The sequence below is a fragment of the Burkholderia sp. B10 genome, assembly GCF_004368385.1.
GTDB lineage: Bacteria > Pseudomonadota > Gammaproteobacteria > Burkholderiales > Burkholderiaceae > Burkholderia > Burkholderia vietnamiensis.
On sequence record NZ_PQMX01000022.1, the window covers coordinates 61398 to 87173 of the forward strand.

The 25776-nt window shown below is 65.0% G+C and carries 26 protein-coding genes; 18 read left to right on the forward strand and 8 right to left on the reverse strand.

From position 1 onward, the window contains the following. Positions 1–61: 61 nt before the first annotated feature. The 15 genes from nuoG (at position 62) to C3Y15_RS13935 (ending at position 14998) form a co-directional block, all read left to right on the forward strand. Complete coding sequence (gene nuoG, locus C3Y15_RS13865; protein ID WP_069246280.1) at positions 62–2392, forward strand: NADH-quinone oxidoreductase subunit NuoG; 2331 nt, start codon at positions 62–64, stop codon at positions 2390–2392. Next, on the forward strand, positions 2393–3460 hold the full coding sequence (nuoH, locus tag C3Y15_RS13870) for an NADH-quinone oxidoreductase subunit NuoH (protein ID WP_011885530.1): 1068 nt from the start codon (positions 2393–2395) through the stop codon (positions 3458–3460). Positions 3461–3475: 15 nt separating this feature from the next. Next, entirely contained in the window at positions 3476–3964 is a 489-nt protein-coding gene (nuoI, locus tag C3Y15_RS13875) for an NADH-quinone oxidoreductase subunit NuoI (RefSeq protein ID WP_011885529.1), read from the forward strand. A 114-nt stretch (positions 3965–4078) separates the two neighbouring features. Beyond that, a complete protein-coding gene (locus tag C3Y15_RS13880) occupies positions 4079–4729 on the forward strand; it encodes an NADH-quinone oxidoreductase subunit J (RefSeq protein ID WP_011885528.1) in 651 nt (216 codons plus the stop codon). Between the two features lie 18 nt (positions 4730–4747). Next, the gene (gene nuoK / locus C3Y15_RS13885) at positions 4748–5053 is read left to right on the forward strand and encodes an NADH-quinone oxidoreductase subunit NuoK (RefSeq protein ID WP_011885527.1); all 306 of its coding nucleotides are present in this window, start codon (positions 4748–4750) and stop codon (positions 5051–5053) included. A 17-nt stretch (positions 5054–5070) separates the two neighbouring features. Beyond that, entirely contained in the window at positions 5071–7125 is a 2055-nt protein-coding gene (gene nuoL / locus C3Y15_RS13890; protein WP_011885526.1) for an NADH-quinone oxidoreductase subunit L, read from the forward strand. 16 nt (positions 7126–7141) lie between these two features. Continuing rightward, positions 7142–8632 (forward strand): NADH-quinone oxidoreductase subunit M, encoded by a 1491-nt coding sequence (locus C3Y15_RS13895; protein ID WP_011885525.1) that lies wholly within the window; start codon positions 7142–7144, stop codon positions 8630–8632. 36 nt (positions 8633–8668) lie between these two features. Beyond that, positions 8669–10132, forward strand: a complete 1464-nt coding sequence (gene nuoN / locus C3Y15_RS13900; RefSeq protein WP_172820461.1) for an NADH-quinone oxidoreductase subunit NuoN — start codon at positions 8669–8671, stop codon at positions 10130–10132. Next, complete coding sequence (locus tag C3Y15_RS13905; RefSeq protein WP_059696077.1) at positions 10132–10428, forward strand: DUF2818 family protein; 297 nt, start codon at positions 10132–10134, stop codon at positions 10426–10428. The genes nuoN and C3Y15_RS13905 overlap by 1 nt, the downstream gene beginning before the upstream one ends. Before the next feature lie 41 nt (positions 10429–10469). Then, positions 10470–11060, forward strand: a complete 591-nt coding sequence (locus tag C3Y15_RS13910; RefSeq protein ID WP_011885522.1) for an NUDIX hydrolase — start codon at positions 10470–10472, stop codon at positions 11058–11060. A 135-nt stretch (positions 11061–11195) separates the two neighbouring features. Beyond that, a complete protein-coding gene (locus tag C3Y15_RS13915) occupies positions 11196–11624 on the forward strand; it encodes a DUF1178 family protein (RefSeq protein WP_069246279.1) in 429 nt (142 codons plus the stop codon). Positions 11625–11679: 55 nt separating this feature from the next. Next, positions 11680–12876, forward strand: a complete 1197-nt coding sequence (locus tag C3Y15_RS13920) for an acyl-CoA dehydrogenase family protein (protein WP_059461894.1) — start codon at positions 11680–11682, stop codon at positions 12874–12876. Positions 12877–12895: 19 nt separating this feature from the next. Continuing rightward, positions 12896–14029 (forward strand): acyl-CoA dehydrogenase, encoded by a 1134-nt coding sequence (locus C3Y15_RS13925; RefSeq protein WP_069246278.1) that lies wholly within the window; start codon positions 12896–12898, stop codon positions 14027–14029. A 34-nt stretch (positions 14030–14063) separates the two neighbouring features. Further along, positions 14064–14525, forward strand: a complete 462-nt coding sequence (locus C3Y15_RS13930; protein WP_069246277.1) for a MaoC family dehydratase — start codon at positions 14064–14066, stop codon at positions 14523–14525. Beyond that, on the forward strand, positions 14522–14998 hold the full coding sequence (locus C3Y15_RS13935; RefSeq protein WP_059668374.1) for a MaoC family dehydratase: 477 nt from the start codon (positions 14522–14524) through the stop codon (positions 14996–14998). Before C3Y15_RS13930 ends, C3Y15_RS13935 begins: the two co-directional genes overlap by 4 nt. Positions 14999–15043: 45 nt before the next feature. On the opposite strand, the gene C3Y15_RS13940 is transcribed toward C3Y15_RS13935, so the two are convergent. Then, positions 15044–15736 carry a glutathione binding-like protein gene (locus C3Y15_RS13940; protein WP_014723350.1) on the reverse strand — a complete coding sequence of 231 codons (693 nt, stop codon included), beginning with the start codon at positions 15734–15736 and terminating at the stop codon, positions 15044–15046. A 155-nt stretch (positions 15737–15891) separates the two neighbouring features. Then, positions 15892–16683: an enoyl-CoA hydratase gene (locus C3Y15_RS13945; protein WP_046424338.1), complete on the reverse strand. Its 792-nt coding sequence runs from the start codon at positions 16681–16683 to the stop codon at positions 15892–15894. Positions 16684–16884: 201 nt separating this feature from the next. Here C3Y15_RS13945 and C3Y15_RS13950 point away from each other — a divergent pair, with 201 nt between their 5' ends. After that, on the forward strand, positions 16885–17541 hold the full coding sequence (locus tag C3Y15_RS13950) for a glutathione S-transferase (RefSeq protein ID WP_034194075.1): 657 nt from the start codon (positions 16885–16887) through the stop codon (positions 17539–17541). 41 nt (positions 17542–17582) lie between these two features. Here C3Y15_RS13950 and C3Y15_RS13955 read toward each other — a convergent pair whose 3' ends face one another. Then, positions 17583–18755 (reverse strand): pyridoxal phosphate-dependent aminotransferase, encoded by a 1173-nt coding sequence (locus C3Y15_RS13955; protein WP_059461896.1) that lies wholly within the window; start codon positions 18753–18755, stop codon positions 17583–17585. 33 nt (positions 18756–18788) lie between these two features. Next, entirely contained in the window at positions 18789–19286 is a 498-nt protein-coding gene (locus C3Y15_RS13960) for a putative toxin-antitoxin system toxin component, PIN family (RefSeq protein ID WP_011885512.1), read from the reverse strand. A gap of 57 nt (positions 19287–19343) precedes the next feature. On the opposite strand from C3Y15_RS13960, the gene yaaA reads away from it, so the two are divergent. Further along, entirely contained in the window at positions 19344–20126 is a 783-nt protein-coding gene (yaaA, locus tag C3Y15_RS13965; protein ID WP_014723345.1) for a peroxide stress protein YaaA, read from the forward strand. Between the two features lie 85 nt (positions 20127–20211). Then, positions 20212–21366 (forward strand): M14-type cytosolic carboxypeptidase, encoded by a 1155-nt coding sequence (locus C3Y15_RS13970; protein ID WP_069246388.1) that lies wholly within the window; start codon positions 20212–20214, stop codon positions 21364–21366. A gap of 84 nt (positions 21367–21450) precedes the next feature. Here C3Y15_RS13970 and C3Y15_RS13975 read toward each other — a convergent pair whose 3' ends face one another. The 4 genes from C3Y15_RS13975 to C3Y15_RS13990 all read right to left on the reverse strand — a co-directional run bounded on the left by C3Y15_RS13975 (position 21451) and on the right by C3Y15_RS13990 (position 25222). After that, positions 21451–22095: a hypothetical protein gene (locus C3Y15_RS13975; RefSeq protein WP_059461897.1), complete on the reverse strand. Its 645-nt coding sequence runs from the start codon at positions 22093–22095 to the stop codon at positions 21451–21453. A gap of 122 nt (positions 22096–22217) precedes the next feature. Next, positions 22218–22892 carry an energy-coupling factor ABC transporter permease gene (locus C3Y15_RS13980; protein WP_043291379.1) on the reverse strand — a complete coding sequence of 225 codons (675 nt, stop codon included), beginning with the start codon at positions 22890–22892 and terminating at the stop codon, positions 22218–22220. A gap of 76 nt (positions 22893–22968) precedes the next feature. Then, positions 22969–23805, reverse strand: coding sequence for a response regulator transcription factor (locus tag C3Y15_RS13985; RefSeq protein WP_011885507.1), 837 nt, complete (start codon positions 23803–23805; stop codon positions 22969–22971). Between the two features lie 199 nt (positions 23806–24004). Beyond that, positions 24005–25222 carry a DUF2863 family protein gene (locus C3Y15_RS13990; RefSeq protein WP_011885506.1) on the reverse strand — a complete coding sequence of 406 codons (1218 nt, stop codon included), beginning with the start codon at positions 25220–25222 and terminating at the stop codon, positions 24005–24007. Between the last annotated feature and the right edge of the window lie 554 nt (positions 25223–25776).

The following is a 25776-nucleotide window of genomic DNA, read 5'->3' on the forward strand; positions in this document are numbered from 1 at the left end:
TGAGCGCACGGTCGGGCGAACGCGCGAACGGGCGGAAATAGGTTAAGGACCATTCACCATCATGGTTGAACTTGAAATAGACGGCAAGAAGGTCGAGGTGCCCGAAGGCAGCATGGTGATCCAGGCTGCGCACAAGGCGGATACGTACATTCCTCACTTCTGCTATCACAAGAAACTGTCGGTTGCGGCCAACTGCCGGATGTGCCTCGTCGAAGTCGAGAAGATGCCGAAGGCCGTGCCTGCCTGCGCGACGCCCGTGTCGGCCGGCATGGTCGTGCACACGCAATCCGACAAGGCCGTGAAGGCGCAGCAGTCGGTGATGGAATTCCTCCTCATCAACCACCCGCTCGACTGCCCGATCTGCGATCAGGGCGGCGAATGCCAGCTGCAGGATCTGGCGGTCGGCTACGGCAAGTCGTCGTCGCGCTATTCGGAAGAAAAGCGCGTGGTGTTCCACAAGAACGTGGGCCCGCTGATCTCGATGGAAGAAATGTCGCGCTGCATCCACTGCACGCGCTGCGTCCGCTTCGGCCAGGAAATCGCCGGCGTGATGGAGTTCGGCATGCTGGGCCGCGGCGAGCACTCGGAAATCACGACGTTCGTCGGCAAGACGGTCGACTCCGAGCTGTCGGGCAACATGATCGACCTGTGCCCGGTCGGCGCGCTGACCAGCAAGCCGTTCCGCTACAGCGCCCGGACCTGGGAACTGTCGCGCCGCAAGTCGGTGAGCCCGCACGATTCCGTCGGCGCGAACCTCGTCGTGCAGGTGAAGAACAACCGCGTGATGCGCGTGCTGCCGTTCGAAAACGAAGCGATCAACGAATGCTGGATCTCGGACAAGGACCGCTTCTCGTATGAAGCGCTCAACAGCACCGAGCGCCTGACGAAGCCGATGCTGAAGCAGGGCGGCCAGTGGATCGAAACCGACTGGCAGACCGCACTCGAATATGTCGCGAAGGGCCTGAAGGGCATCGCCGCGGATCACGGCGCGAACGCGCTGGCGATGCTCGCGAGCGCGCACAGCACGGCCGAAGAGCTGTTCCTCGTGAAGCAGCTCGCCAATGAACTGAAGACGCCGAACGTCGACTTCCGTTTGCGCCAGCAGGATTTCTCGGCGCCGGTCGCCGGTGCGCCGTGGCTCGGCATGCCGATCGCCGATCTGTCGAACCTCGGTGCCGCATTGGTCGTCGGCTCGTTGCTGCGCCGCGACCACCCGCTGTTCGCCGCACGCCTGCGTCAGGCCGCGAAGAACGGCGCGAAGCTGCACTTCCTGAACGCAACCGGCGACGACTCGCTGATCCCGACCGCGCAGCGCATCGTCGCCGCACCGTCGGCATGGCTCGACGAACTGGCCGGCATCGCCGCGGCGGTCGCGCAACTGCGCGGCGTCGCGCTGCCCGATGCGCTCGCCGGCGTCACGGCGTCGGCGGCCGCCCAGGCCGTCGCGCAATCGCTCGCCAACGGCGAACGCCGCGCGGTGCTGCTCGGCAACGTCGCCGTGCGTCACCCGCAATTCGCGCAGCTGCACGCGCTCGCACAGTGGATCGCCGAGAACACCGGCGCGACGCTCGGCTTCCTGACGGAAGCGGCGAACACGGTCGGCGCGCACGTGGTCGGCGCACTGCCGGGCGAAGGCGGCCTGAACGCTCGCGAAGCGTTCGCGCAGCCGCGCAAGGGCTACGTGCTGCTGAACGTCGAACCGGAATTCGACACCGCCGATCCGGCGCAGGCGCTTGCCGCGCTGAACCAGGCGGAAATGGTCGTCGTGATGTCGCCGTTCAAGCACGGCGTCGATTACGCCGACGTGCTGCTGCCGATCGCGCCGTTCACCGAAACGGCCGGCACGTACGTGAACGCCGAAGGCACGGTGCAGAGCTTCAACGGCGTCGTGCGCGCACTCGGCGACACGCGCCCCGGCTGGAAGGTGCTGCGCGTGCTGGGCAGCCTGCTCGGCCTGCCGAACTTCGAATACGAGACGGCCGAAGAAGTACGTCTCGCCGCGCTCGGCGACGCAGGTGTCGCAAGCCGCCTGTCGAACCGCACGTCGGTCGCGCCGGCACGTGTCGCAGCCAGCGCCGCGAACGGCGGCTTCGAGCGCCTCGCCGACGTGCCGATCTATCACGCCGACGCACTCGTGCGCCGCGCAGGTGCGCTGCACCTGACGGCCGCCGCGAAGGCCGCGAACACCGTCGGCCTGCCGGCCGGGCTGTTCGACAAGCTGGGCTTGAAGGAAGGCGACGCGGTGCGCGTGCGTCAAGGCGAGCGTGCGGTGAAGTTGCCGGCCGTGCGCGACGCGAATCTTGCGGAGACGGTCGTTCGCGTGTCGGCGGCGACGCCTGCCGGCGCAGCGCTCGGCAGCCTGTTCGGTGAACTGGTGGTGGAGAAGGCGTAAATGAGCTTGTTCGATACGATCAACGCGGGCGGAGCCCAGCTTCTCGGCGTCGCGTGGCCGACGGTGTGGGCGCTCGTGCGCATCCTCGTCGTCGCCGTCGTGATCCTGCTGTGCGTCGCGTACCTGATTCTGTGGGAACGCAAGCTGATCGGCTGGATGCACGTGCGTCTCGGGCCGAACCGCGTCGGCCCCGCCGGTCTGCTGCAGCCGATCGCCGACGTGCTGAAGCTGCTGCTGAAGGAAGTGATTCAGCCGAGCGCAGCGAGCCGCTGGCTGTACCTGGTCGCGCCGGTCATGACGGTCGTGCCCGCGTTCGCGGTGTGGGCGGTGATCCCATTCCAGGCCCAGGCGGTGCTCGCGAACGTGAACGCCGGCCTGCTGTACGCGATGGCGATCTCGTCGATCGGCGTGTATGCGGTGATTCTCGCCGGCTGGGCGTCGAACTCGAAGTACGCGTTCCTCGGCGCGATGCGCGCCGCTGCGCAGATGGTCTCGTACGAAATCTCGATGGGCTTCGCGCTGGTGCTCGTGCTGATGACGGCCGGCAGCCTGAACCTGTCGGAAATCGTCGGCTCGCAGCAGCACGGCTTCTTCGCCGGCCACGGCGTGAACTTCCTGTCGTGGAACTGGCTGCCGCTGCTGCCGGCGTTCGTCGTCTACTTCGTGTCCGGCATCGCCGAAACGAACCGTCACCCGTTCGACGTGGTGGAAGGCGAGTCGGAAATCGTCGCGGGTCACATGATCGATTACTCGGGTATGGCGTTCGCGCTGTTCTTCCTCGCCGAGTACATCAACATGATCGTGATCTCGGCGCTGGCGGCGACGCTGTTCCTCGGCGGCTGGGACGCGCCGTTCGAATTCCTGTCGTTCATTCCGGGCATCTTCTGGCTGGTGCTGAAGGTATTCGCGCTGCTGTCGGTGTTCATCTGGGTGCGTGCGACGTTCCCGCGCTACCGTTACGACCAGATCATGCGCCTGGGCTGGAAGGTGTTCCTGCCCGTCACGGTGATCTGGGTGGTCGTGGTCGGCTTCTGGATGATGTCGCCGCTGAACATCTGGGTGAAGTAAAGATCGGACGAAATCATGACGGCAATCCAACACTTCTTTAAGACCTTCTTCCTGACGGAGCTGCTGAAGGGGCTCGCGCTGACCGGTCGCTACACGTTCCGGCGCAAGTTCACGGTGCAGTTCCCGGAAGAAAAGACCCCGATCTCGCCGCGTTTCCGCGGGCTGCACGCGCTGCGCCGCTACGAGAACGGCGAAGAGCGCTGCATCGCGTGCAAGCTGTGCGAGGCCGTGTGCCCCGCGATGGCGATCACGATCGAATCGGAAACGCGTGCGGACAACACGCGCCGCACGACGCGCTACGACATCGACCTGACGAAGTGCATCTTCTGCGGTTTCTGCGAAGAAAGCTGCCCGGTCGATTCGATCGTCGAGACGCAGATTCTCGAGTACCACGGCGAAAAGCGCGGCGACCTGTATTTCACGAAGGAAATGCTGCTCGCGGTGGGCGATCGCTACGAGAAGGACATCGCCGCGGCGAAGGCTGCCGACGCGCCGTATCGTTGATTGTGTTTGCAGTGCCGGCCCGGCATCGACGGGCCGTGCCGCCGCGACGGGTGCGGCACGCGAGAGCGTCCCGCAAGCCGCGCCTGACTATGGCCTAACGATGAACCGGTAATCATGGAATTCACGACCGTACTGTTCTACATCTTCGCGCTGCTCCTGGTGGTATCAGGGCTGAAGGTGATCACTTCGCGCAACCCGGTGGCGTCTGCGCTTTTCCTTGTGCTGGCGTTCTTCAACGCCGCCGCGATCTGGATGCTGCTGGAAGCGGAGTTCCTCGCGATCCTGCTGGTGCTGGTCTACGTGGGCGCCGTGATGGTGCTGTTCCTGTTCGTCGTGATGATGCTCGACATCAACATCGACTTCCTGCGGCGCGACTTCAAGAAGTTCGTGCCGATGGCCACCGTCGTCGGCGCGATCATCGTGGTCGAGACCGCGCTGATCCTGTGGCGCGGCTACGGCGACACGCACACGGTCCACGCGATGGCGACCGGCGCGATGGCCGACTGGTCGAACACGCGCCTGATCGGCAAGGTGATCTACACCGACTACATCTTCGCGTTCGAAATCGCCGGCCTGGTGCTGCTGGTGGCGATCATCGCCGCGATCGGGCTGACCGCGCGTCACGGCAAGGACAGCAAGCGCCAGCGCGTGTCGGATCAGGTCAAGGTGCGCCGCAACGATCGCGTGCGCCTCGTGAAGATGGAAGCGGACAAGCCGCAGCCGGCAACGGCGCAGAGCGAAGCCGGTACGAGCACCAACGGCTAAGCGGAGGAAACCCATACCATGCTGACTCTTGCCCATTACCTCGTGCTCGGCGCGATCCTGTTTGCGATGTCGATCGTCGGGATTTTCCTGAACCGCCGCAACATCATCATCATCCTGATGGCGATCGAACTGATGCTGCTGGCCGTCAACACCAACTTCGTCGCGTTCTCGCACTATCTCGGCGACGTACACGGCCAGATCTTCGTGTTCTTCGTGCTGACGGTCGCCGCAGCGGAAGCCGCGATCGGCCTCGCGATTCTGGTGACCCTGTTCCGTAAGCTCGACACGATCAATGTCGAGGATCTCGATCAGCTCAAAGGTTAATTTCAGGCAACGCTGTTATGTCAACGACACTCAATGAAAACCTGCTGCTGGCGATTCCGCTCGCTCCGCTGGCCGGCTCGCTGATTGCGGGGCTGTTCGGGAACGCAGTGGGGCGCAAGGGCGCACATCGGATCACGATCCTCGGCGTATTGATCGCGTTCCTCCTGTCGGCGAAAGTCTTCTTCGACGTGATGGGCGGCGCGAGCTTCAACGCGACCGTCTATGAATGGATGAACGTCGGCTCGCTGAAACTCGAGGTCGGCTTCCTCGTCGATTCGCTGACCGCGATGATGATGGTGGTCGTCACCTTCGTCTCGCTGATGGTGCACGTGTACACGATCGGCTACATGTCGGAAGAGGACGGCTACCAGCGCTTCTTCTCGTACATCTCGCTGTTCACGTTCTCGATGCTGATGCTCGTGATGAGCAACAACTTCCTGCAGCTGTTCTTCGGCTGGGAAGCGGTGGGTCTGGTGTCGTACCTGCTGATCGGCTTCTACTTCACGCGTGAGAGCGCGATCTACGCGAACATGAAGGCGTTCCTCGTGAACCGCGTGGGCGACTTCGGCTTCCTGCTGGGCATCGGCCTGCTGCTCGCGTTCGCGGGCTCGATGAACTACGGCGAAGTGTTCGCGAAGCGCGCGGAACTCGCGAGCCTGCACTTCCCGGGCACCGACTGGGGCCTGCTGACCGTCGCCTGTATCTGCCTGTTCATCGGCGCGATGGGTAAGTCGGCGCAGTTCCCGCTGCACGTGTGGCTGCCCGACTCGATGGAAGGCCCGACGCCGATCTCCGCACTGATTCACGCGGCGACGATGGTGACCGCCGGCATCTTCATGGTGTCGCGCATGTCGCCGTTGTTCGAGCTGTCGGATACCGCGCTGTCGTTCATCACGGTGATCGGCGCGATCACGGCGCTGTTCATGGGCTTCCTCGGGATCGTCCAGAACGACATCAAGCGCGTCGTCGCGTATTCGACGCTGTCGCAGCTCGGCTACATGACCGTCGCGCTCGGCGTGTCCGCTTACCCGGTCGCCGTGTTCCACCTGATGACGCACGCGTTCTTCAAGGCGCTGCTGTTCCTCGGCGCCGGTTCGGTGATCATGGGCATGCACCACGACCAGGACATGCGCAACATGGGCGGCCTGCGCAAGTACATGCCGATCACGTGGATCACGTCGCTCGTCGGTTCGCTCGCGCTGATCGGCACGCCGTTCTTCTCGGGCTTCTACTCGAAGGACTCGATCATCGACGCGGTGAAGCTGTCGCATCTGCCGGGTTCGGGCTTCGCATACTTCGCGGTCGTCGCCAGCGTGTTCGTCACCGCGCTGTACTCGTTCCGCATGTACTTCCTGGTGTTCCACGGCGAAGAGCGCTTCCGCAAGCCGAAGCATCCGGAATCGCCGATGGGCATGGCGGCCGCACACGGTCACGACGATCACGGCCATGGCCACGGTCATGACGACCACGCGCACGAGCCGCACGAGACCCCGTGGGTCGTGTGGGTGCCGCTGGTGCTGCTGGCGATCCCGTCGCTGATCATCGGTGCGATCGCGATCGGCCCGATGCTGTACGGCGACTTCTTCCAGCACGGCGTCGCGTTCGACAAGGTGATCTTCATCGGCCAGAACCATCCGGCGCTCGCCGAGATGGCCGAAGAGTTCCACGGCTGGGTCGGCATGGGCCTGCACTCGGTGTCGGGTCTGCCGGTGTGGCTGGCGCTCGCCGGTGTCGTCGTCGCGTGGTTCCTGTACCTGAAGCGTCCGGATCTGCCGGCGTCGATCCGCCGCGCGTTCGGTCCGATCTACACGCTGCTGGACAACAAGTACTACATGGACAAGATCAACGAAGTGGTGTTCGCCCGCGGTTCGGTGGCGATCGGCCGCGGCCTGTGGAAGGAGGGCGACGTCGTCGTGATCGACGGTCTCGTCAACGGCAGCGCCCGGTTCATCGGCTGGTTCGCCGGCGTGATCCGCTTCCTCCAATCCGGTTACATCTATCACTACGCGTTCGCCATGATCATCGGCATGCTGGGGCTCCTGACCCTGTTTGTAACGCTCGGCGGCAAATAAGGCGGGGGGACAACTAATGCACGCTTTTCCGATTCTCAGTACCGCGATCTGGCTGCCGATCGTTTTCGGCCTCCTCGTGCTCGCGGTCGGTAACGACAAAAACCCGGGGGCGGCCCGCTGGCTCGCGCTGATCGGCTCGCTGCTGGGCCTCGCGGTCACGCTGCCGCTGATCACCGGCTTCGATTCGAGCACGGCCGCGCTGCAGTTCGTCGAGCAATCGACCTGGATCGAACGCTTCAACATCTCGTACCACCTCGGCGTCGACGGCATCTCGATGTGGTTCGTCGTGCTGACCGCGCTGATCACGGTGATCGTCGTGATCGCCGCGTGGGAGGTGATCACCGAGAACGTCGCGCAGTACCTGGCGGCCTTCCTGATCCTGTCCGGGATCATGATCGGCGTGTTCTCGGCGGCCGACGGCCTGCTGTTCTACGTGTTCTTCGAGGCCACGCTGATCCCGATGTACATCATCATCGGCGTGTGGGGCGGCCCGAACCGCGTGTACGCGGCGTTCAAGTTCTTCCTGTACACGCTGGCCGGCTCGCTGCTGATGCTGGTCGCGCTGATCTACCTGTACACGCAGACGCATTCGTTCGATCTCGCGACGTGGCAGAACGCCAAGATCGCGATGACGCCGCAGATCATGCTGTTCATCGCCTTCTTCCTCGCGTTCGCGGTGAAGGTGCCGATGTGGCCGGTGCACACGTGGCTGCCGGACGCGCACGTGGAAGCGCCGACGGGCGGCTCGGTCGTGCTGGCCGCGATCATGCTGAAGCTCGGCGCATACGGTTTCCTGCGCTTCTCGCTGCCGATCACGCCTGACGCGAGTCACTTCCTGGCGCCGGTCGTGATCACGCTGTCGCTGATCGCGGTGATCTACATCGGCCTCGTCGCGATGGTGCAGGCCGATATGAAGAAGCTGGTCGCGTATTCGTCGATCGCGCACATGGGCTTCGTGACGCTCGGCTTCTTCATCTTCAACCAGCTCGGCGTCGAAGGCGCGATCGTCCAGATGATCTCGCACGGCTTCGTGTCGGGCGCGATGTTCCTGAGCATCGGCGTGCTGTACGACCGCCTGCACTCGCGCCAGATCGCCGATTACGGCGGCGTCGTGAACGTGATGCCGAAGTTCGCCGCATTCGCGATGCTGTTCTCGATGGCCAACTGCGGCCTGCCGGGCACGTCGGGTTTCGTCGGCGAGTTCATGGTGATTCTCGCGGCCGTCCAGTACAACTTCTGGATCGGCTTCGGTGCGGCATTCACGCTGATCCTCGGCGCTGCCTACACGTTGTGGATGTACAAGCGCGTGTATTTCGGCGCCGTCGCGAACGACCACGTCGCGAAGCTGACGGACATCGGCCGTCGCGAATTCGTGATGCTGGCCGTGCTCGCCGCGTTCACGCTGCTGATGGGCCTGTATCCGAAGCCCTTCACCGACGTGATGCACGTTTCCGTGGAAAACCTCCTCTCCCATGTCGCGCAGTCGAAGCTGCCGCTGGCCCAGTAAGCGCGAGCGGAGGAACTCAAGATCATGAACGCACCTATGAATGTCCTGTTGCCTGACGCGCTGGTGATGGCCGCCATCATCGTCGCGTGGCTGAACGACACCTTTACCGGTGCCGCCGGCCGCCGCCTGACCTATCTGATCGCGGTGGTGGCGTCGGTCGTCGCCGGCGTCTGGTTTGCCGTGCAGGCGCTCGATCCGCACCAGTACTACTTCTTCTCGCGGATGGTCGTCGTCGACTCGTTCGCGAGCATGATGAAGGCCGTCGTATCGTTCGGCTTCGCGGTCACGCTCGTCTACTCGCGCAAGTACCTCGAAGACCGCGACATGTTCCGCGGCGACGTGTTCCTGCTGGGCATGTTCTCGCTGCTCGGTCAGCTGGTGATGGTGTCGGGCAACAACTTCCTGACGCTGTACCTCGGCCTCGAACTGATGTCGCTGTCGCTGTATGCCGTGATCGCGCTGCGCCGCGACGCCGCGCAGTCGAGCGAAGCCGCGATGAAGTACTACGTGCTGGGCGCGCTCGCATCGGGCTTCGTGCTGTACGGCATCTCGATGCTCTACGGCGCGACCGGCTCGCTCGAGCTCGGCGAAGTGTACAAGGCGGTCAGCGGCAACACCGACGCGGCCGTGCTGATGTTCGGCGTGATCTTCATCGTCGCCGGTATCGCGTTCAAGCTCGGCGCCGTGCCGTTCCACATGTGGGTGCCGGACGTCTATCAGGGCGCACCGACCGCGATGACGCTGTTCGTCGGCGGCGGTCCGAAGGTTGCCGCGTTCGCGTGGGGCCTGCGCTTCCTGGTGATGGGCCTGCTGCCGCTCGCGCAGAACTGGCAGACCGCGCTCGTGATCCTCGCCGCGCTGTCGCTGATCGTCGGTAACATCACCGGTATCGTCCAGCGCAACATCAAGCGGATGCTCGCTTACTCGGCGATTTCGAACATGGGCTTCGTGCTGCTCGGCCTGCTGGCCGGCATCGTGAAGGGCGACGCGGCCGCACCGGCGAACGCATACAGCTCGGCGATGTTCTACGCGATCGTCTACCTGATCACGACGCTCGGCTCGTTCGGCGTGGTGATGCTGCTCGCACGCCGCGATTTCGAAGCCGAAACGATCGACGACTTCAAGGGCCTCAACAAGCGCAGCCCGGTGTTCGCGTTCGTGATGATGGTCATGATGTTCTCGCTGGCCGGCATCCCGCCGACCGTCGGCTTCTACGCGAAGCTCGCGGTGCTCGAGGCCACGGTCAACGCCGGCCTCACGTGGCTCGCGGTGCTCGCGGTGATCACGTCGCTGTTCGGCGCGTTCTACTACCTGCGCATCGTGAAGCTGATGTACTTCGATGCACCGCAGGACGCGTCGCCGATCACGGGCGACTTCTGCAAGCGCACGATCCTGGTGGTCAACGGCCTTGCGGTCGTCGCGCTCGGCCTGGTTCCGAGCCCGCTGCTGACGGCTTGCCTGCAGGCGATCCGTCATACGCTGCAAACGCTGCCGCTGTAATGTCGGCAGCCGGCTGGTTCATCGTGCTGTTGGCGCTCCTGTTCGCCAACCTGCCGTTCCTGAATCAACGCCTGTTCGCCGCCGTGCCGATCGGCGCGGCGAAGAAGAGTGCGTGGATTCGGATCGGCGAGCTGATCGTGCTGTACTTCGTGGTCGGCGCGCTCGGCTTCTGGCTCGAATCGCGCGCCGGCAACCGCTTCGAACAGGGCTGGCAGTTTTACGCGATCACGTTCAGCCTGTTCATCGTGTTCGCGTTTCCCGGCTTCACGTTTCAGTATCTCGTCAAACGACGCTGACGGCTGCGGCCGTCGCGTGCTCATTTCCCCGGAGCCCGCCGATGGCCGAACTACCCAATCACGACGCCGCACTCACCGAAACCTGTCTCGACAGCGAGGCGATTTTCGACGGCGCGTTCCTCAAGCTCAAACGCGATACGGTGCGTCTGCCTGACGGCAAGCAGGCGACGCGCGAGTACGTCCAACATCCGGGCGCGGTGATGGTGATCCCGCTGTTCGACGACGGCCGCGTGCTGATGGAAAGCCAGTACCGCTATCCGATCGGCAAGGTCATGGCCGAATTCCCGGCCGGCAAGCTCGATCCGAACGAAGGCGCGCTCGCATGCGCGGTGCGCGAGCTGCGCGAGGAAACCGGCTACACGGCCCGCGAGTACGTGTTCCTGACGCGCATTCACCCGATCATTTCCTATTCGACCGAGTTCATCGACCTGTACCTCGCGCGCGGGCTCACGGCCGGCGAGCGCAAGCTCGACGAAGGCGAATTCCTCGAAACCTTCACGGCGACGCTGCCCGACCTGCTCGAATGGGTGCGCGCCGGCCAGATCTCCGACGTGAAGACGATCATCGGCACGATGTGGCTCGAGAAGGTGCTGTCCGGCAACTGGCCGCTCGGCGCGCTGCAGAACCCCTGAGCGGGCGTCGGCGGCGAGCCGGGCACGGCGTTACAATCGCGTGACGCGCCGGCCGCCGGCCGCGCGAAGCCGGTTTAGCACGGTCGTTCAAAAAAGCGCGATTTGCGCTACACTCGTCACACGCCCTGATTCAGCATGAAGGTCCTCGATTTACAGTGTCCGCACGGTCATCGGTTCGAAGGCTGGTTCGCTTCCGTCGATGAATTCGAAGCGCAGTTGTCTCGCAAGCTGGTCGAATGTCCGGTGTGCGGGACGACCGACATCAACCGGATGCCGTCGGCGCCGCGTCTGAACCTTTCGGGCGCGACGCAGGCGCAGCCGCAGCCGGCCGATCCGCGCGCGCTGCAGGCCCGGGCGATGCGGGCGCTGCGCGAGGTGCTGGAGAAGACCGAGAACGTGGGCGAGCGCTTCGCCGAGGAAGCGCGGCGCATTCATTACAACGAAGCGCCGGCACGCAGCATTCGCGGCGTCACGACGCCCGAGGATGCGCGATCCTTGGTCGAAGAAGGCATCGAAGTGATGCCGCTGCCGATTCCCTCCGCGCTGAAAGAACCGCTGCAATGACCTTGCGCAGTGAGTCCTGGCCGGGCCGGACGGCCGCGGACAGGAGACACTGCGCATGGATCTGAATTACTCCCCCGCCGACGACGCATTCCGCGCCGACGTCCGCGCCTGGCTCGAGGCGAATCTGCCTCATGCACTGCGCGCCAAGGTACTCGACCATAAACGGCTGAACCGTGACGATTTCGCAAGCTGGCACCGCATCCTCGGCGAGCGCGGCTGGTCCGCGCCTGCGTGGCCGGTCGAGTACGGCGGCCCGGGCTGGAACGCGACGCAGCGGCACATCTGGGAAGAAGAGTGCGCCCGCATCGGCGCGCCGATCGTGCTGCCGTTCGGCGTGTCGATGGTCGCGCCGGTGCTGATGAAATACGGCAGCGAAGCGCAGAAGCGCCACTACCTGCCGCGCATCCTCGACGGCACCGACTGGTGGTGCCAGGGCTATTCGGAGCCGGGTTCCGGTTCGGATCTCGCCTCGCTGCGCACGCGCGCCGAGCGCGACGGCGACCACTACGTGGTGAACGGCCAGAAGACCTGGACGACGCTCGGCCAATATGCGGACATGATGTTCTGCCTCGTGCGCACCGATTCGTCGGCGAAGAAGCAGGAAGGCATCTCGTTCCTGCTGATCGACATGAAGACGCCGGGCATCACGGTGCGCCCGATCATCACGCTCGACGAGGACCACGAAGTCAACGAGGTGTTCTTCGAGGACGTGAAGGTGCCGGTCGAGAACCTCGTCGGCGACGAGAATCGCGGCTGGACCTACGCCAAATATCTGCTGGGGCACGAGCGCACCGGCATCGCGCGCGTCGGCGCGTCGAAGCGCGAGCTGGCCTTCCTGAAACGCGTCGCATCGAACCAGCGCAAGAACGGCAAGCCGTTGCTCGCCGATCCCGTGTTCGCCGCGAAGGTCGCGGCGCTGGAGGTCGAGCTGATGGCGCTCGAGGTGACGGTGCTGCGGGTCGTGAGCCGTGAGACGAGCGGCAAGGGGCCGGGCCCCGAGGCGTCGATGCTGAAGATCAAGGGCACCGAGGTGCAGCAGGCGCTCACCGAGCTGATGTTCGAAGCGATCGGGCCGCTCGCCGCGCCGTTCGACATCCCGTTCCTCGACGGCGAGCGCGAGCACAGCTGCGCGGGCGACGATGACGCGGCGCCGCTCGCCGCGTACTACTTCAATTACCGGAAGACGTCGATCTACGGCGGTTCGAACGAGATTCAGAAGAACATCATCGCGCAGATGATTCTGGGGCTGTAACCAGGCAACGGAGACAACCATGGATTTCAGCTTTACCGACGAGCAGCAACAGTTCGCCGACGCGCTGCGCCGTTACCTCGGCGAGCAATACGGGTTCGACGCGCGGCAGGCGATCGTGCGCAGCGATGCGGGCGTATCGGAAGCGCAATGGAGCGCGTTCGCCGAGCTCGGCCTGACCGCGCTGCCCGTGCCCGACGCGCAGGGAGGCTTCGGCGGCGGCCCGGTCGACATGCTGGTCGCGATGCAGGAGCTCGGCCGTGCGCTCGTGGTCGAGCCGTACTGGGCGACCGCGGTCGCGGTCGAGGCATTGCGGGTCGCGGGCTCGGGCAGCGGCGACGATGCCGCGCTGCTGGAAGCGGTCGCGCAGGGGCACAAGCGGCTGGCCGTCGCATTCCACGAGCCGCACGCGCGCTACGAGCTGTACGAGCTCGGTACGCATGCGCACGAGCAGGGCGGCGCGTGCCGGCTGAGCGGCACCAAGTCGGTCGTCCAGCATGGCGCGCAGGCGCATGCGTGGATCGTGCCGGCGCGCGTCGACGGCGGCGGTATCGGCCTGTTCGTCGTCGAGCGCGACGCCGCGGGCGTGACGCTCACCGATTACCGGACCATCGACGGCCAGCGCGCCGCGACGATCGTGTTCGACGACACGCCCGCGCGGCAATTGGCGGGCGGCGTGCGCGATGCGGCCGCGCTCGAGCAGATTGCCGATTACGCGACGTTCCTGCTCTGTGCGGAAGCGGTCGGCGCGCTCGACGAACTGAACCGGGCGACCGTCGAATATACGAAGACGCGCGAACAATTCGGCGTGCCGATCGCGCGTTTCCAGGCGCTGCAGCACCGGATGGTCGACATGCTGATACACGCGGAGCAGGCGCGTTCGCTGACCTACCTCGCCGCGGTCCGATATGCGGGCGACGATGCCGATGCGCGGCGCAAGGCCGTGTCGGCGGCGAAGGCGCGCGTCGGCGCGGCCGCGCGCTTCGTCGGACAGCAGGCCGTGCAGTTGCACGGCGGCATGGGCGTGACCAACGAGGTCGCCGCGGCGCACCTGTTCAAGCGGCTGTCGATCATCGAGACGACACTCGGCGACACCGATCATCACCTTGCGCGCATCGCGGCCCTGCCGGATTTCGCGCAAGCCGACGCGGCATGACGGTCACGCGCGAGCGTGGCACAGGAGAGACACAGTGGGAATCAGTTTCGAAGATCTGGAAGTCGGCAGTACCACCGAAATCGGACGCTATACGTTCGAAGCGGACGACATCAAGGCGTTTGCGCAACGCTACGATCCGCAGCCGTTTCATCTCGACGAGGAGGAGGGCAAGGCATCGCCGTTCGGCGGCCTGGTCGCGAGCGGCTGGCATACGTGTTCGGTATTCATGGGCCTGCTGATCGCGAAGCTCGGATCCGATTCGACCAGCATGGGCTCGCCCGGCGTCGACTCGATCAGCTGGCTCAAGCCCGTGCGCGCCGGCGACACGATCACGATGTATCAGAAGATTCGCGACAAGCGCGTGTCGGCGAGCAAGCCGGATCGCGGCATCGTGTCGACCGAATGGATCGGCGTCAACGGCGCCGGCGACACGGTGATCATCGTGCTCAGCAAGGTGATCTTCGGGTTGCGCGATCCGCAGGGAGCGAGCGCATGAGCGACGTCGCGTTGCCGCTGATCGCGTCGGCGCAGGCGCTGCGTGCGCTCGTCGGCGCCGAGCCGTTCGCGAGCGGCTGGGTCGAGATCGATCAGCGTCGCGTCGACGGTTTCGCCGACGCGACCGGCGATCACCAGTGGATTCACGTCGATCCGGAGCGTGCGCGGCGCGAGTCGCCGTTCGGCGGCCCGATCGCGCACGGGTTCCTGACGCTGTCGCTGATTCCCGCGCTGATGACCGACGCGATGCGCTTCGAGCAGAAGATGGGCGTGAACTACGGTCTGAACCGCGTGCGGTTCCTGAAGCCGGTGCGGGTCGGTGCGCGCGTGCGTGCGCTGTTCGCCGTGAAGGAAGCAGCCGACGCCGCGCAGGGCGGCGTGCAGGTGACGTGGCGGGTGTCGATGCAGGTCGAGCAAGCCGATGCGCCGATGCTCGTCTGCGCGGCGGAATTCATCACGCTGCACTACTTCTGACGCTGCGGCATCGCCGGTGCCGCAGCGTCGCACGAGGCGCGTCGTTCAATGCTTCGCGTACTGCGTCGCCCCGAACAGGATCTCGCGCGCCTTGTCGTCCTGCAGCGCCTTGCGCAGCGACGCGAGCACCTCGACGCCGCGCTGCACGGCCGGGCGTGCGGCGATCGCCTCGTGCCAGCGTTTCACGTTCGGCAGCTCGTCGAGCACGATGCCCTGGTTCTGCCACGAACGCGTCCACGGGAACGTCGCGATGTCGGCGATCGTGTACGTGTCGCCCGCCAGATATTCGGATTGCGCGAGGCGTTTTTCCATCACGTTGTACAGCCGCTTCGCTTCGTTCGTATAGCGATTGATCGCGTATTCGATCTTCTCCGGCGCGTACAGGCGGAAGTGATGCGCCTGGCCGAGCATCGGGCCGACCCCGCCCATCTGAAACATCAGCCATTCGAGCGTCGCGTAGCGCTCGGCAGGATCGGCGGGCAGGAACTTGCCGGTCTTCTCCGCGAGGTACACGAGAATCGCGCCCGATTCGAACAGCGAGATCGGTTTGCCGCCGGGCCCATCCGAGTCGACGATCGCGGGAATCTTGTTGTTCGGGCTGATCTTCAGGAACTCGGGCTTGAACTGGTCGCCTGCACCGATATCGACCGGATGCGCGCGGTATGCGAGGCCCGTTTCCTCGAGCATGATGTGGACCTTGTGGCCGTTCGGGGTCGCCCAGCTGTAGACGTCGATCATCGTCAACTCCTTGGTTGCATGCGCGAACACGGCGCCGGGAGCGCGCCGCGACAGGCGGCCATTACAGCACGGATCGGCGAGTGCTGCAGGCGCTGCCCTGCTTGCGCTTCGCCGCGGCCGCGGCAAGGCGGCCGGCACGTTGCGAACGCGCGCGATCAGCGCTTGTAATGCGGCTGACGCTTCTCCATGAACGCGGTGATGCCTTCGAACGCGTCGGCGTGATGCAGCGCCGCGACGAAATGATCGCGCTCGGTCACGAGGTGTGCGTCGAGCGGCTGGGCGGTCGCGTCGTCGAGCAGTTGCTTGATGCGCGCAAGCGCGTTCGGCGAGACGCCGGCAAGCGAGTCGGCCCACGCGAGTGCGTCGCGCAATGCCGCGCCGGGCACCGCGAGCCGATTGACGATGCCGAGCGCATGCAGCCGTTCGGCCGCGATCGGTTTGCCTTCGAGCAGGATTTCGGCCGCGAGCGCCCGCGGCAGTGCGCGCGCGAGAAACCACGAGCCGCCGCCGTCGGGCGTGAGGCCGACGCGCGCGTATGACATCACGAACTTCGCGTCGTGCGCGGCCACGACCATGTCGCAGGCGAGCGCGAGCGAGAAGCCTGCACCGGCCGCCGCGCCTTCCACTGCGGCGATCACGGGCTTCGTCGACGCGCGGATCGCCGTCACCCACGCGGCGAGCTGATCGATGCTGTCGGCCTGACAGGACGGATCCTTCGAGCGGTTGTCGAGCAGGCGGTTCAGGTTGCCGCCCGCGCAAAAGAAGCGATCGGCGCCCGTGAGCACCACGGCGCGAATCTCGGGATCGCGTTCGGCGGTCGCGAGCGCTTCGACGCCGGCCGCATACATGTCGGGATGCAGCGCGTTGCGCGCGCCGGGATTGGACAACGTGAGGACGAGCGTCGATTCGCTCTCGGGCGGCCGCGAAGCCAGCAGTTCGGCACTCATGCGAGTGTGTCTCCATCGAATGGCGCGGCGGCGGTGAGCCGCGCGTCGCGCGTGCGGACCGGCGGCTGCCGCAGCGGATGTAATGTCGTCGTGGCGGGCGGGAAACTGCTTTAGACTAGCACGAACGTGCTTTTCAGCGCGACGAATCCCGAGCCGGTCGGGCTCTGCCGCGACCGCGCCCACGCCACGAAGGAGGCTCCGATGCTGCAGTTGTGCGGTATTCCGTTGTCCAACTACTACAACAAGGTGAAGTTCGTGCTGCTCGAGCACGACATCCCGTTCGAGGAAACCAAATGCAGCCTGCCGATCAGCGATCCGGCGCTGCTGGCCGATTCGCCGCTCGGCAAAATCCCGTTCGTGAAGACCGAAGAGGGCGCGCTGTTCGAGTCGCAGGCGATCATCGAGTATCTGGCCGCGCGGCATCCGGACAAGGCGATCTTCCCGTCGGCGCCGTTTGCGGCCGCGAAGGTGCGCGAGCTCGTCGAGACGCTCGAGCTGTATCTCGAATGGACCGCGCGCGAGGTCTATACCGAGGCGTTTTTCGGCGGGAAGGTGAGCGACGCGATGAAGGCGCACGTCGAGAAGCGCCTGCCGCGCGCGATCGACGCGTTCAAGCGGCTCACGCAGTTTTCACCGTACGTGCTCGGCGATAGCTTCGGTCTTGCCGACATCGCCGCGTTCGTCCATCTGCCGGTGCTCGGGATGGCGACGAAGGCGATCTACGATCGCGATTTTCTGCTCGACGCGGGCATCGACTGGAAGGCGCACGCGAAGCTGGTCGGCGCACGGCCCGCCGCGCAGCGCGTGGCCGCCGACCGCAAGGCGTACGTTGAAGCGGCAAACCTCGCGCGTTCGTAAGCACGGCCCGGCCGCCCGCGCGGCTCGCGGCGGCGCCCCGGTTACAGGCGCGCCAGCCGTTCCAGTGCGGACGCGAGCGTGCTCTCCTGTTTGGCGAAGCAGAAGCGCACGACGCCCGATTCGTGCGGCGCGTGATAGAACGCCGACACGGGAATGGCCGCCACACCGATCTCCGCCGTGAGCCACTTGGCGAATTCCGCTTCGGACACGTCGCTGATCGCCGAATAATCGACGCACTGGAAGTACGTGCCCGTGCACGGCAGCAGCTTGAAGCGCGTACGCTCGAGGCCGGCCCGGAAGAAGTCGCGCTTCTTCTGATAGAAGTCGGGCAGCGTCAGATACGGCGCCGGGTCGCGCAGATAATCGGCGATCCCCACCTGCATCGGCGTGTTCACCGTGAACACGTTGAACTGATGAACCTTGCGGAATTCCGCGGTCAGCGCGGCCGGCGCCGCGACGTAGCCGATCTTCCAGCCGGTCACGTGGAAGGTCTTCCCGAAGCTCGACACGATGAAGCTGCGCGCGGCCAGTTCGGGATAGCGCGCGACGCTCTCGTGCCGCGCGCCGTCGTAGACCATATGCTCGTACACCTCGTCCGACAGGATCAGCACGTTGGTGCCGCGCACGATCTCCTCGAGCCTGCGCAGGTCCGCCTCGCGCCACACGGTGCCGGTGGGGTTGTGCGGCGTATTGATCAGGATCATGCGCGTCTTCGGCGTGATCGCGGCGGCGAGACGGTCGAACGGAATCGCGTAGTCGGGCGCGTCGAGCGTGACGAACACCGGCTTGCCGCCGGCGAGTTCGATCGACGGCAGGTAGCTGTCGTAGGTCGGCTCGATCACGATGACCTCGTCGCCCGGATGCACCGCGCAGAGAATCGCCGTGAGCAGCGCCTGCGTCGCGCCGGCCGTCACCGTGATCTCGGTGGCGGCATCGTAGCGCCGGCCGTACAGGTGTTCGATCTTGTCGGCGATCGCGCCGCGCAGCGACGCGACGCCCGCCATCGGCGGATACTGATTCTGGCCGTTGCGCATCGCGGCCGCGACCGCGTCGACGATGCGCGGGTCGCAGTCGAAATCGGGGAAGCCCTGGCCGAGGTTGACGGCGCCTTTTTCGGCGGCGAGCGCGCTCATGACCGTGAAGATCGTCGTGCCGACGTTCGGCAGGCGCGAAGGGAAAACGGGAGCGGTGGGCATGTCGGAAGGAGCGTTCATCGATACGGTCGCAAGCGGTTGGCGCCGGGCCGTTCAGGCCGGCGTGGGAGTGGTGGCCGACGCGGTGTCGAGTGCGCACGCTTCGGCAAACGGCGCGGGCTGCGCGATCCGGAAGCCGAAGTCGCGCGCGGTGCGTTTCGCGAGCTTGAGCAGCGCGCGATCCTTCGACACGAGCCAGTCGGCCTGTGCCGCGCGCGCGAGCTCGAGAAACTTCTGGTCGTCGCGGTCCTTGCACTTCGGCAGCGGTGGCGCGTCGGCCGCAAGCGGCGGCGGCTCGACGAGGCTCGCCAGGCGCGCGACGATCGCGAGCGCTTCGGTCTTGTCGATCGCGCGAGCCTGGAACTGCGGGTAGTCGAGCACGAGCGTGAGTTCGTTCAGGCAGCGGCTGTCGATCACGGCGGCGAGCGTGCCGTGTTCGAGCGCGGCGCGGATCGGGCGCGTGGCAGGGTCGTCGAATACGAGAATGTCGATCCAGACGTTCGAGTCGAGCACGACGCGGTGCGCGGCATGCGGGGCGAGTGAGCGGGTCATTCGTTACAATCGGTGGTTTTCGTCTGACCGCAAGGCACGGCGTGCCAGCGAGCCTCTATGATAATCGTTCTCTCTCCCGCCAAATCTCTCGACTACGACACGCCCGCCCACGTCCCGTCCTACACGCAGCCCGCCTTCGTCGACGATGCCTCGGAGCTGATCGACGGCCTGCGCAAGCTGTCGCCGCAGGACATCGCGACGCTGATGGACATCTCCGACCCGCTCGCGCGCCTGAACTTCCAGCGCTACGCGGACTGGTCGCCGACCTTCACGCCGGCCAACGCGAAGCAGGCCGTGCTCGCATTCAACGGCGACGTGTACGAAGGGTTCGATGCGAAATCGTTGTCGGCCGCGGATCTCGACTACGCGCAGCAGCACGTGCGCGTGCTGTCGGGCCTGTACGGGCTGCTGCGGCCGCTCGATCTGCTGCAGCCGTACCGGCTCGAAATGGGCACCCGTTTCGCGAACGCACGCGGCAAGGATCTGTATGCGTTCTGGGGCGACCGGATCACGCGCGCGCTGAACGAGCAGCTCGAGACGCGCAGCGGCGCGGCGCGCGTGTTGATCAACTGCGCGTCGACCGAGTACTTCAAGTCCGTCAAGCCGAAGCTGCTGGCCGCGCCGGTCGTCACGCCGGTGTTCGAGGACTGGAAGGGCGGCCGCTACAAGATCATCAGCTTTCATGCGAAGCGCGCGCGTGGCCTGATGGCGCGCTACATCGTCGAGAACCGCATCGCCGAGCCGGCGGCGCTGAAGGATTTTGCGCTGGAAGGCTACGCGTTCGACGCAGCGGCGTCGAACGATTCGACTTACGTATATCGCCGGCGCATCGGCGAGTGAGCTTGCCGGCCGTTCACGAGACGGCCGGTCCATGGACGACCCCGGGCGCGGCAATCCGCCGTTGCGCTCGACACTGGAGAGACAGATGACCCTTTCGATCACCAGCAATTTCGATGCGGGCGCGATCGACGTCGTGTCGTGCGAGCGCGCGGACGCGATCCGGCTGCGCGTACGCGGCGACAGCCGCTCGGAGTTCGCGCAATGGTTCTACTTCCGGTTGACGGGCGCACGTGGCGAACGCTGCGTGATGTCGTTCGAAAATGCAGCGGAGTGCGCGTATCCGGCAGGGTGGCACAACTACCACGCGGTCGCGAGCTACGACCGCGTCGACTGGTTCCGCGTGCCGACGACGTTCGACGGCAAGACGATGACGATCGACCATACGCCCGAATTCGACAGCATCTACTACGCGTATTTCGAGCCGTACTCGGAAGAGCGGCACGCGGCGTTTCTCGGCGCGGTCCAGCAGTTGCCGCAGGCGAGCGTCGTCGAGCTCGGCCGCACGGTCGAAGGCCGGCCGATGTCGCTGCTGACGCTCGGCACGCCGGAGCTCGACGGCGTGCCGAAGAAGAAGGTGTGGATCATCGCGCGCCAGCATCCGGGCGAGACGATGGCCGAGTGGTTCGTCGAAGGGCTGGTCAAGCGGCTTGCCGGATGGGGCGATTGGTCCGGCGATCCGGTGGCGCGCAAGCTGTACGACCGCGCGACGTTCTACATCGTCCCGAACATGAATCCGGACGGCAGCGTGCACGGCAACCTGCGCACCAACGCGGCGGGCGCGAACCTGAACCGCGAGTGGATGGCGCCCGATGTCGAGCGCAGTCCCGAAGTGCTGGCCGTGCGGGATGCGATCCATGCGACCGGTTGCGACATGTTCTTCGACATCCACGGCGACGAGGATTTGCCGTACGTGTTCGTCGCGGGTTCCGAGATGCTGCCGAGCTTTACCGATCAGCAGCGCATCGAGCAGGCCGCATTCATCGATGCGTTCAAGGTGGCGAGCCCGGACTTCCAGACCGAGCACGGCTACGCGGCGAGCAAGTACCGGGAGGACGCGCTCAAGCTCGCGTCGAAGTACATCGGTCATCACTTCGGCTGCCTGTCGCTGACGCTCGAGATGCCGTTCAAGGACAACGCGAACCTGCCCGACGAGCGCGTCGGCTGGAACGGCCAGCGCAGCGCGGCGCTCGGTGCGGCGATGCTCGCGGCGATCTTGGCGCAGGTGGAGGCGTTCGCGTAAGCGCAGGGTTGGCACGATGAAAAAAAGCCGGCGCATCGTGCGATGCGCCGGCTTTTCTGCTTCTGTCGTTGCCGCTCCGTCGTATCAGGACTTCTTCGCGGTCTTTTTCTTGACGGCTTTCTTCGTGCCGCTCGATTTCTTCGTTGCTGCGGCCTTTTTGCCGGTGCGGCCGGACGCCTTGACCTTGCCGCGGTGCGACCTGCCCTTGAACTTCTTCGACGACGACGGGCGCTCGACGTGCGCCTTCAGCGGCGGCACCGGGTCGTTCCAGCTGAACGCCAGCATTTGCTGACCGACGTAGCCGCAACGGAACTTCAGCGGTGTCGGGTCACTGCCGTCACTGTGGACGCCGAGACCGTCGACGGCGACGATGTTGTCGACCTTCACGCGTTGCTTGCCCTGATCGAACGAATCGTTCCACGGCGTGATCGTTGCGTTGCCGCTTTCGAATGCGTTCGGCGCGAAGTCGACGCGGTCGAATGCCGACGACGTACTGGCGATGAAGCTGCCGTGCGCCGCACAATCGGCGACGATCGGATCGGCATGCATGTCGTTGACGAACTTGTTGATCAGTTCGGAGCGCTGGTCGAGGAGGTCGGCGAATACCGGTGCCGGAAGCGCAAGCGACAAGCCCGCGACACAGGCTGCCAGCTTGCCGAGCGCCCGAACGATCCGGAGCGAGGCAGAAGTGCTGTCCATCTGGTTATTGGTGAGGAGCGAATGAGGCATCGGGCAGGTATAGAGGCCCGGTGAAGATCAGGAGTTCAATCTTAGCGTAAAAAAGTTGTGCGGCCTTAGATGCCGTACTCTGCCGCGCTGCGCAATACGACCCGGCGCACGGCGCGTGCCGTTTACGCCCGCGGACCGCCGAGGCGATAGCGCCGGACGTCGAACGTCGTCACCCACGCGGGCCGATAGACGGCGATCAGTGCTGTCGCCATGCCGGTGAACCACGCTTCACCGAGCGCGAGCAGTGCGGTGTTGAGCAGATAGCCGGCCGGAATCACGACGGGCACGCCGTCCGCCAGCGCGAGCTGCACGCCGGCCGCAGCCGCGGCGACCGAGATGATCGCGATGGCCGGTGAGAAAAAGCCCTGGCCGATGATGAACGACGCGAGGTTATGCGGCAGCCACGCGATGGCGGCGCGCTGCAGCACCGCGGACACGGCGACGGGCAGCGCGCCGTACACCAGATAAGTGAGGCCGATGCCTTGCCATGGCGCATCGAAGACCACTGCGGCGATGCACGTGACCACGCCCATCGCAACCAGCGCGAGCGTCCAGTCGAACAGCGTGACGAGCAGCGTCGCGCCGAGCAGATGCATGACGATGCCGTCTTCGAGCCATGCATTCGACGCCCACAGGACGGTGATCGCGGTGACGAGCGCCAGCCACACGTGCTGAAGCGTCGCGTCCTGCAGACGAATGAATGGGCGCTTCCAGATCGCGAGCGCGAGCAGCATCGCGGCGGCGATCCAGCCACCAACACCAACCCAGAGCGGAAGCGGTGTGAAGAGAAAACCCATGGCTTCCATATTACTCGTTGAGCATCAAAGCTGGGAATTCGCGAATGCCGACCGTCGCAATATCGATACTGTCCGACTAACGCTCGCGCCGAAACCGTACGCTCGGCTCGGCTGCGATCGGCAGATCGTGGGGGCCGGCGTTCGCCGCGGGCGACGGATAGCGGCGATCGTTCCGGTGCTTGCGCAGCGGAATCGGGCCGCGCTCGCCGATGGCGGGTTTGCCGGCCCGGTCGCGGTTGGCCAGCAACACCTCGAGATGCGGCGACAGCCAGCCGTTGTAGATCGCCACCGCGGCCGCCCGGTTTGCGGCGCCGAGCTGCTGGAAGATGCTGGCGAGATGGATTTTCACCGTGCCCTCGCTGATGCCCAGCGTCCGGGCGATCATCTTGTTCGTGCTGCCCATGTGGACGAAGCGCATGATCTGCGCCTGTCGCGGCGATAGCAGCCCGCTCGGCGGGCGGCGCGGCAACGTGCCGGCGAGCGTCTGGAAATGGGTGTCGTTGCGTGTCCCGGCAGGCGAGGGCAGCAGGCTCAGCGCGATGGGGGGAATGTAATGTCCGCCGAGCAGCACGATTTCAAGTGCGCGCACGATCAGATGTGGCCGTGTGGCGTGCGGGATCACGCCGGCGACGCCGTAGTCGTAGAACCGCTGGATGGCTGCCGGCGTCGACTCGTCGACCATCACCGCAACGGGCGTCGGCGAGCACGCGCTGCAGAGCGCCTGCAACTCACCGTGGCGGCCGACATCCGGCCAGTTGATCGCGACCAGGTCGAAGCGCTCGGTGCGCAGCAGCCGACGCGCCTGGAAACCGTCGGGCGCATCGTTGATGGTGGCGTGACGGTCGATCTGTCGTAGCAGCACCTTCAGTCCGTCACGCCGTTCGGCGTCTGAGTTCAGCACCAGGAACCGCATATCCAACCTCCATGAGATGAGTCGTTGATCCGCCGTCGGCATGTCTTCGATCCGATAGTGACAAAGACCTTACACGATGTCTGCTTGGCTGAAAGGCTTAGGAGAAGTCTGAAATTTGGACGGGAAGGCGCGCCGGTGCGAAAAAAAGCCGCTCCGGCAGAAACCGGAGCGGCTTCGGGCAGGTGGCCCGCGGCGTGGTTCAGTGAAAGTGCGGCTGGGCGGGAGAGGCGTCTTCCGGCATTTCCGCATGGACGATTTCGCCGAGCGGATCCGCATAGAGCGGCACACCGCAGTCGTCGCAATACTCGGGCTCGAAACGGCCTGCGTGCCGTCGGACGTCGGTTACACCGCATTCCTTCAGCAGACTCACGATCTCCTCGAGCGGGCCTTCGATCGGCGCCTCGCCTTCGAGCGTCGCGTTGTCGGTCGACACGTCGCCGTTCTCGCGACCGTAGAGCGGCCACACGACGCCATAGATCACGTCGTTGCTCGCCCTTCGCGTAAAGCCCACGCGGTACTCGTCGATCCGGCGTTCGCCGAAGCCTGCGACGACGGCGCGCAGTTCCTGCGGAGCCGCACCAAGTGTGTCGAAAAGATAACGAATGGCCGTTCGGACGGTGTGTGGACGGATTCGTTCGTCTGCATCACGGCATGCCGAATAGTACGCGTCCGGAAGCAGGCATTCGAACTCGCAGCCGGGAAGGGCGATCGACAGGTTCGGGCCGCCTTGGGCGGTCCATTGCTCGAGGCACTGGCCGCGCTCGATGCGATTGCCGTGTTCTTCTTCCTGCCAGCGGAACAGCGGCGCGCCGGCCGGCGCGGCGACGACGGCGAGCAGGAAGCGTGGATCGGCAAGAATCGGTGACGTTTCCGGCAAGTCGCCGAAGCTCAGCTTGGCGGCGTGCTGCCCGATCGCCGCATGCGCGAGTTGCTGCGCGAGCCGGTACGTTTCGACGTGGTGCCGCGGCAACTGGTCGATGCTGTACAGGAATGGGGCTAGGCCGACCCGCGTGCCGCTTGCGAGCACGTGCGCTTGCAGGTGCGCACGCAGTGCATCGGCGACGTCGCCTTTCAGCGGCCCCGACGGAATCATGTAGCGCGTCCAAGCGAGCACGGGCACGGCGACGAGCAGCGCATCGTACGGTTGGCCATCGTGCTCGATCACCAGCGACTCGCTGTGGGTCTCGGCCATGTCGGCGAGCGCCCCGTATGCGTCGGGGTGATTCTGTTGCAGATGGTCGAGTGCGGCGTCGAGCGTCGTCTGGTTGCCGTTGCGAACGATCTTCGCGAGCAGCGCATCGAGCTTCGCTTCCCAGAAGCGATCCTCGATGCGGCTGCCCGAGGCAAAGAGCGCAAGCGACAGGCCGACCAGTTTGTCGGCATCGGGGGGGAGGCGTTTGGCGATTCGCTGGCGCATATTAAATACATATAAAGGGGCGAAGAACCTCACATTCTAGTCCGTTCTTCGCACCTTAAGCGCCATCGTGCCCGGGCATGCCTCCGGGCCGGCGCCGGGAAGACGAAGAAAAGTTCGTCAAACCCCTTGCGCGATTGCCGTGAGCTGCATAGAATTACGCCTCTTTCGCGCTACCGGAAACGCGGCGCGGGAGAAGAAGGGAAGCGGTGCGGTTGGGGCGGTTGTAACGACCCGAACGCACACGAAGCTGAACCCCTCACCGTCACAACGAAGCAGTTCAAAAAGTTGTTGACGAGTGAAGAAAGACGGTTCATAATCTCGCTTCTCTGCTGCTGAAAACGCAGCGCTGCTGAGAAACACGAAGTTCCTCGCAGAAATGCTCTTTAAAAATTAACAGCCGATAAGTGTGGGCGCTTGATGGAAGCGAGCTGATCTTCGGATCAGAAAGCGAAAGTATCAAGAGTCTCACACTAAAGTAAGTCAGGTTTATGAAGAGATTCATATACCTGTCAGCTTTGAGTGAGCGACCGGTTCTTAACCGAACCGAAAACAGT

Bases quoted from the DNA above. Each gene is read 5' to 3' on its own strand.
- nuoG (WP_069246280.1), top strand. From the start codon at position 62: ATGGTTGAACTTGAAATAGACGGCAAGAAGGTCGAGGTGCCCGAAGGC.
- nuoH (WP_011885530.1), top strand. From the start codon at position 2,393: ATGAGCTTGTTCGATACGATCAACGCGGGCGGAGCCCAGCTTCTCGGC.
- nuoI (WP_011885529.1), top strand. From the start codon at position 3,476: ATGACGGCAATCCAACACTTCTTTAAGACCTTCTTCCTGACGGAGCTG.
- C3Y15_RS13880 (WP_011885528.1), top strand. From the start codon at position 4,079: ATGGAATTCACGACCGTACTGTTCTACATCTTCGCGCTGCTCCTGGTG.
- nuoK (WP_011885527.1), top strand. From the start codon at position 4,748: ATGCTGACTCTTGCCCATTACCTCGTGCTCGGCGCGATCCTGTTTGCG.
- nuoL (WP_011885526.1), top strand. From the start codon at position 5,071: ATGTCAACGACACTCAATGAAAACCTGCTGCTGGCGATTCCGCTCGCT.
- C3Y15_RS13895 (WP_011885525.1), top strand. From the start codon at position 7,142: ATGCACGCTTTTCCGATTCTCAGTACCGCGATCTGGCTGCCGATCGTT.
- nuoN (WP_172820461.1), top strand. From the start codon at position 8,669: ATGAATGTCCTGTTGCCTGACGCGCTGGTGATGGCCGCCATCATCGTC.
- C3Y15_RS13905 (WP_059696077.1), top strand. From the start codon at position 10,132: ATGTCGGCAGCCGGCTGGTTCATCGTGCTGTTGGCGCTCCTGTTCGCC.
- C3Y15_RS13910 (WP_011885522.1), top strand. From the start codon at position 10,470: ATGGCCGAACTACCCAATCACGACGCCGCACTCACCGAAACCTGTCTC.
- C3Y15_RS13915 (WP_069246279.1), top strand. From the start codon at position 11,196: ATGAAGGTCCTCGATTTACAGTGTCCGCACGGTCATCGGTTCGAAGGC.
- C3Y15_RS13920 (WP_059461894.1), top strand. From the start codon at position 11,680: ATGGATCTGAATTACTCCCCCGCCGACGACGCATTCCGCGCCGACGTC.
- C3Y15_RS13925 (WP_069246278.1), top strand. From the start codon at position 12,896: ATGGATTTCAGCTTTACCGACGAGCAGCAACAGTTCGCCGACGCGCTG.
- C3Y15_RS13935 (WP_059668374.1), top strand. From the start codon at position 14,522: ATGAGCGACGTCGCGTTGCCGCTGATCGCGTCGGCGCAGGCGCTGCGT.
- C3Y15_RS13940 (WP_014723350.1), bottom strand. From the start codon at position 15,736: ATGATCGACGTCTACAGCTGGGCGACCCCGAACGGCCACAAGGTCCAC.
- C3Y15_RS13945 (WP_046424338.1), bottom strand. From the start codon at position 16,683: ATGAGTGCCGAACTGCTGGCTTCGCGGCCGCCCGAGAGCGAATCGACG.
- C3Y15_RS13950 (WP_034194075.1), top strand. From the start codon at position 16,885: ATGCTGCAGTTGTGCGGTATTCCGTTGTCCAACTACTACAACAAGGTG.
- C3Y15_RS13955 (WP_059461896.1), bottom strand. From the start codon at position 18,755: ATGAACGCTCCTTCCGACATGCCCACCGCTCCCGTTTTCCCTTCGCGC.
- C3Y15_RS13960 (WP_011885512.1), bottom strand. From the start codon at position 19,286: ATGACCCGCTCACTCGCCCCGCATGCCGCGCACCGCGTCGTGCTCGAC.
- yaaA (WP_014723345.1), top strand. From the start codon at position 19,344: ATGATAATCGTTCTCTCTCCCGCCAAATCTCTCGACTACGACACGCCC.
- C3Y15_RS13970 (WP_069246388.1), top strand. From the start codon at position 20,212: ATGACCCTTTCGATCACCAGCAATTTCGATGCGGGCGCGATCGACGTC.
- C3Y15_RS13975 (WP_059461897.1), bottom strand. From the start codon at position 22,095: ATGCCTCATTCGCTCCTCACCAATAACCAGATGGACAGCACTTCTGCC.
- C3Y15_RS13980 (WP_043291379.1), bottom strand. From the start codon at position 22,892: ATGGGTTTTCTCTTCACACCGCTTCCGCTCTGGGTTGGTGTTGGTGGC.
- C3Y15_RS13985 (WP_011885507.1), bottom strand. From the start codon at position 23,805: ATGCGGTTCCTGGTGCTGAACTCAGACGCCGAACGGCGTGACGGACTG.
- C3Y15_RS13990 (WP_011885506.1), bottom strand. From the start codon at position 25,222: ATGCGCCAGCGAATCGCCAAACGCCTCCCCCCCGATGCCGACAAACTG.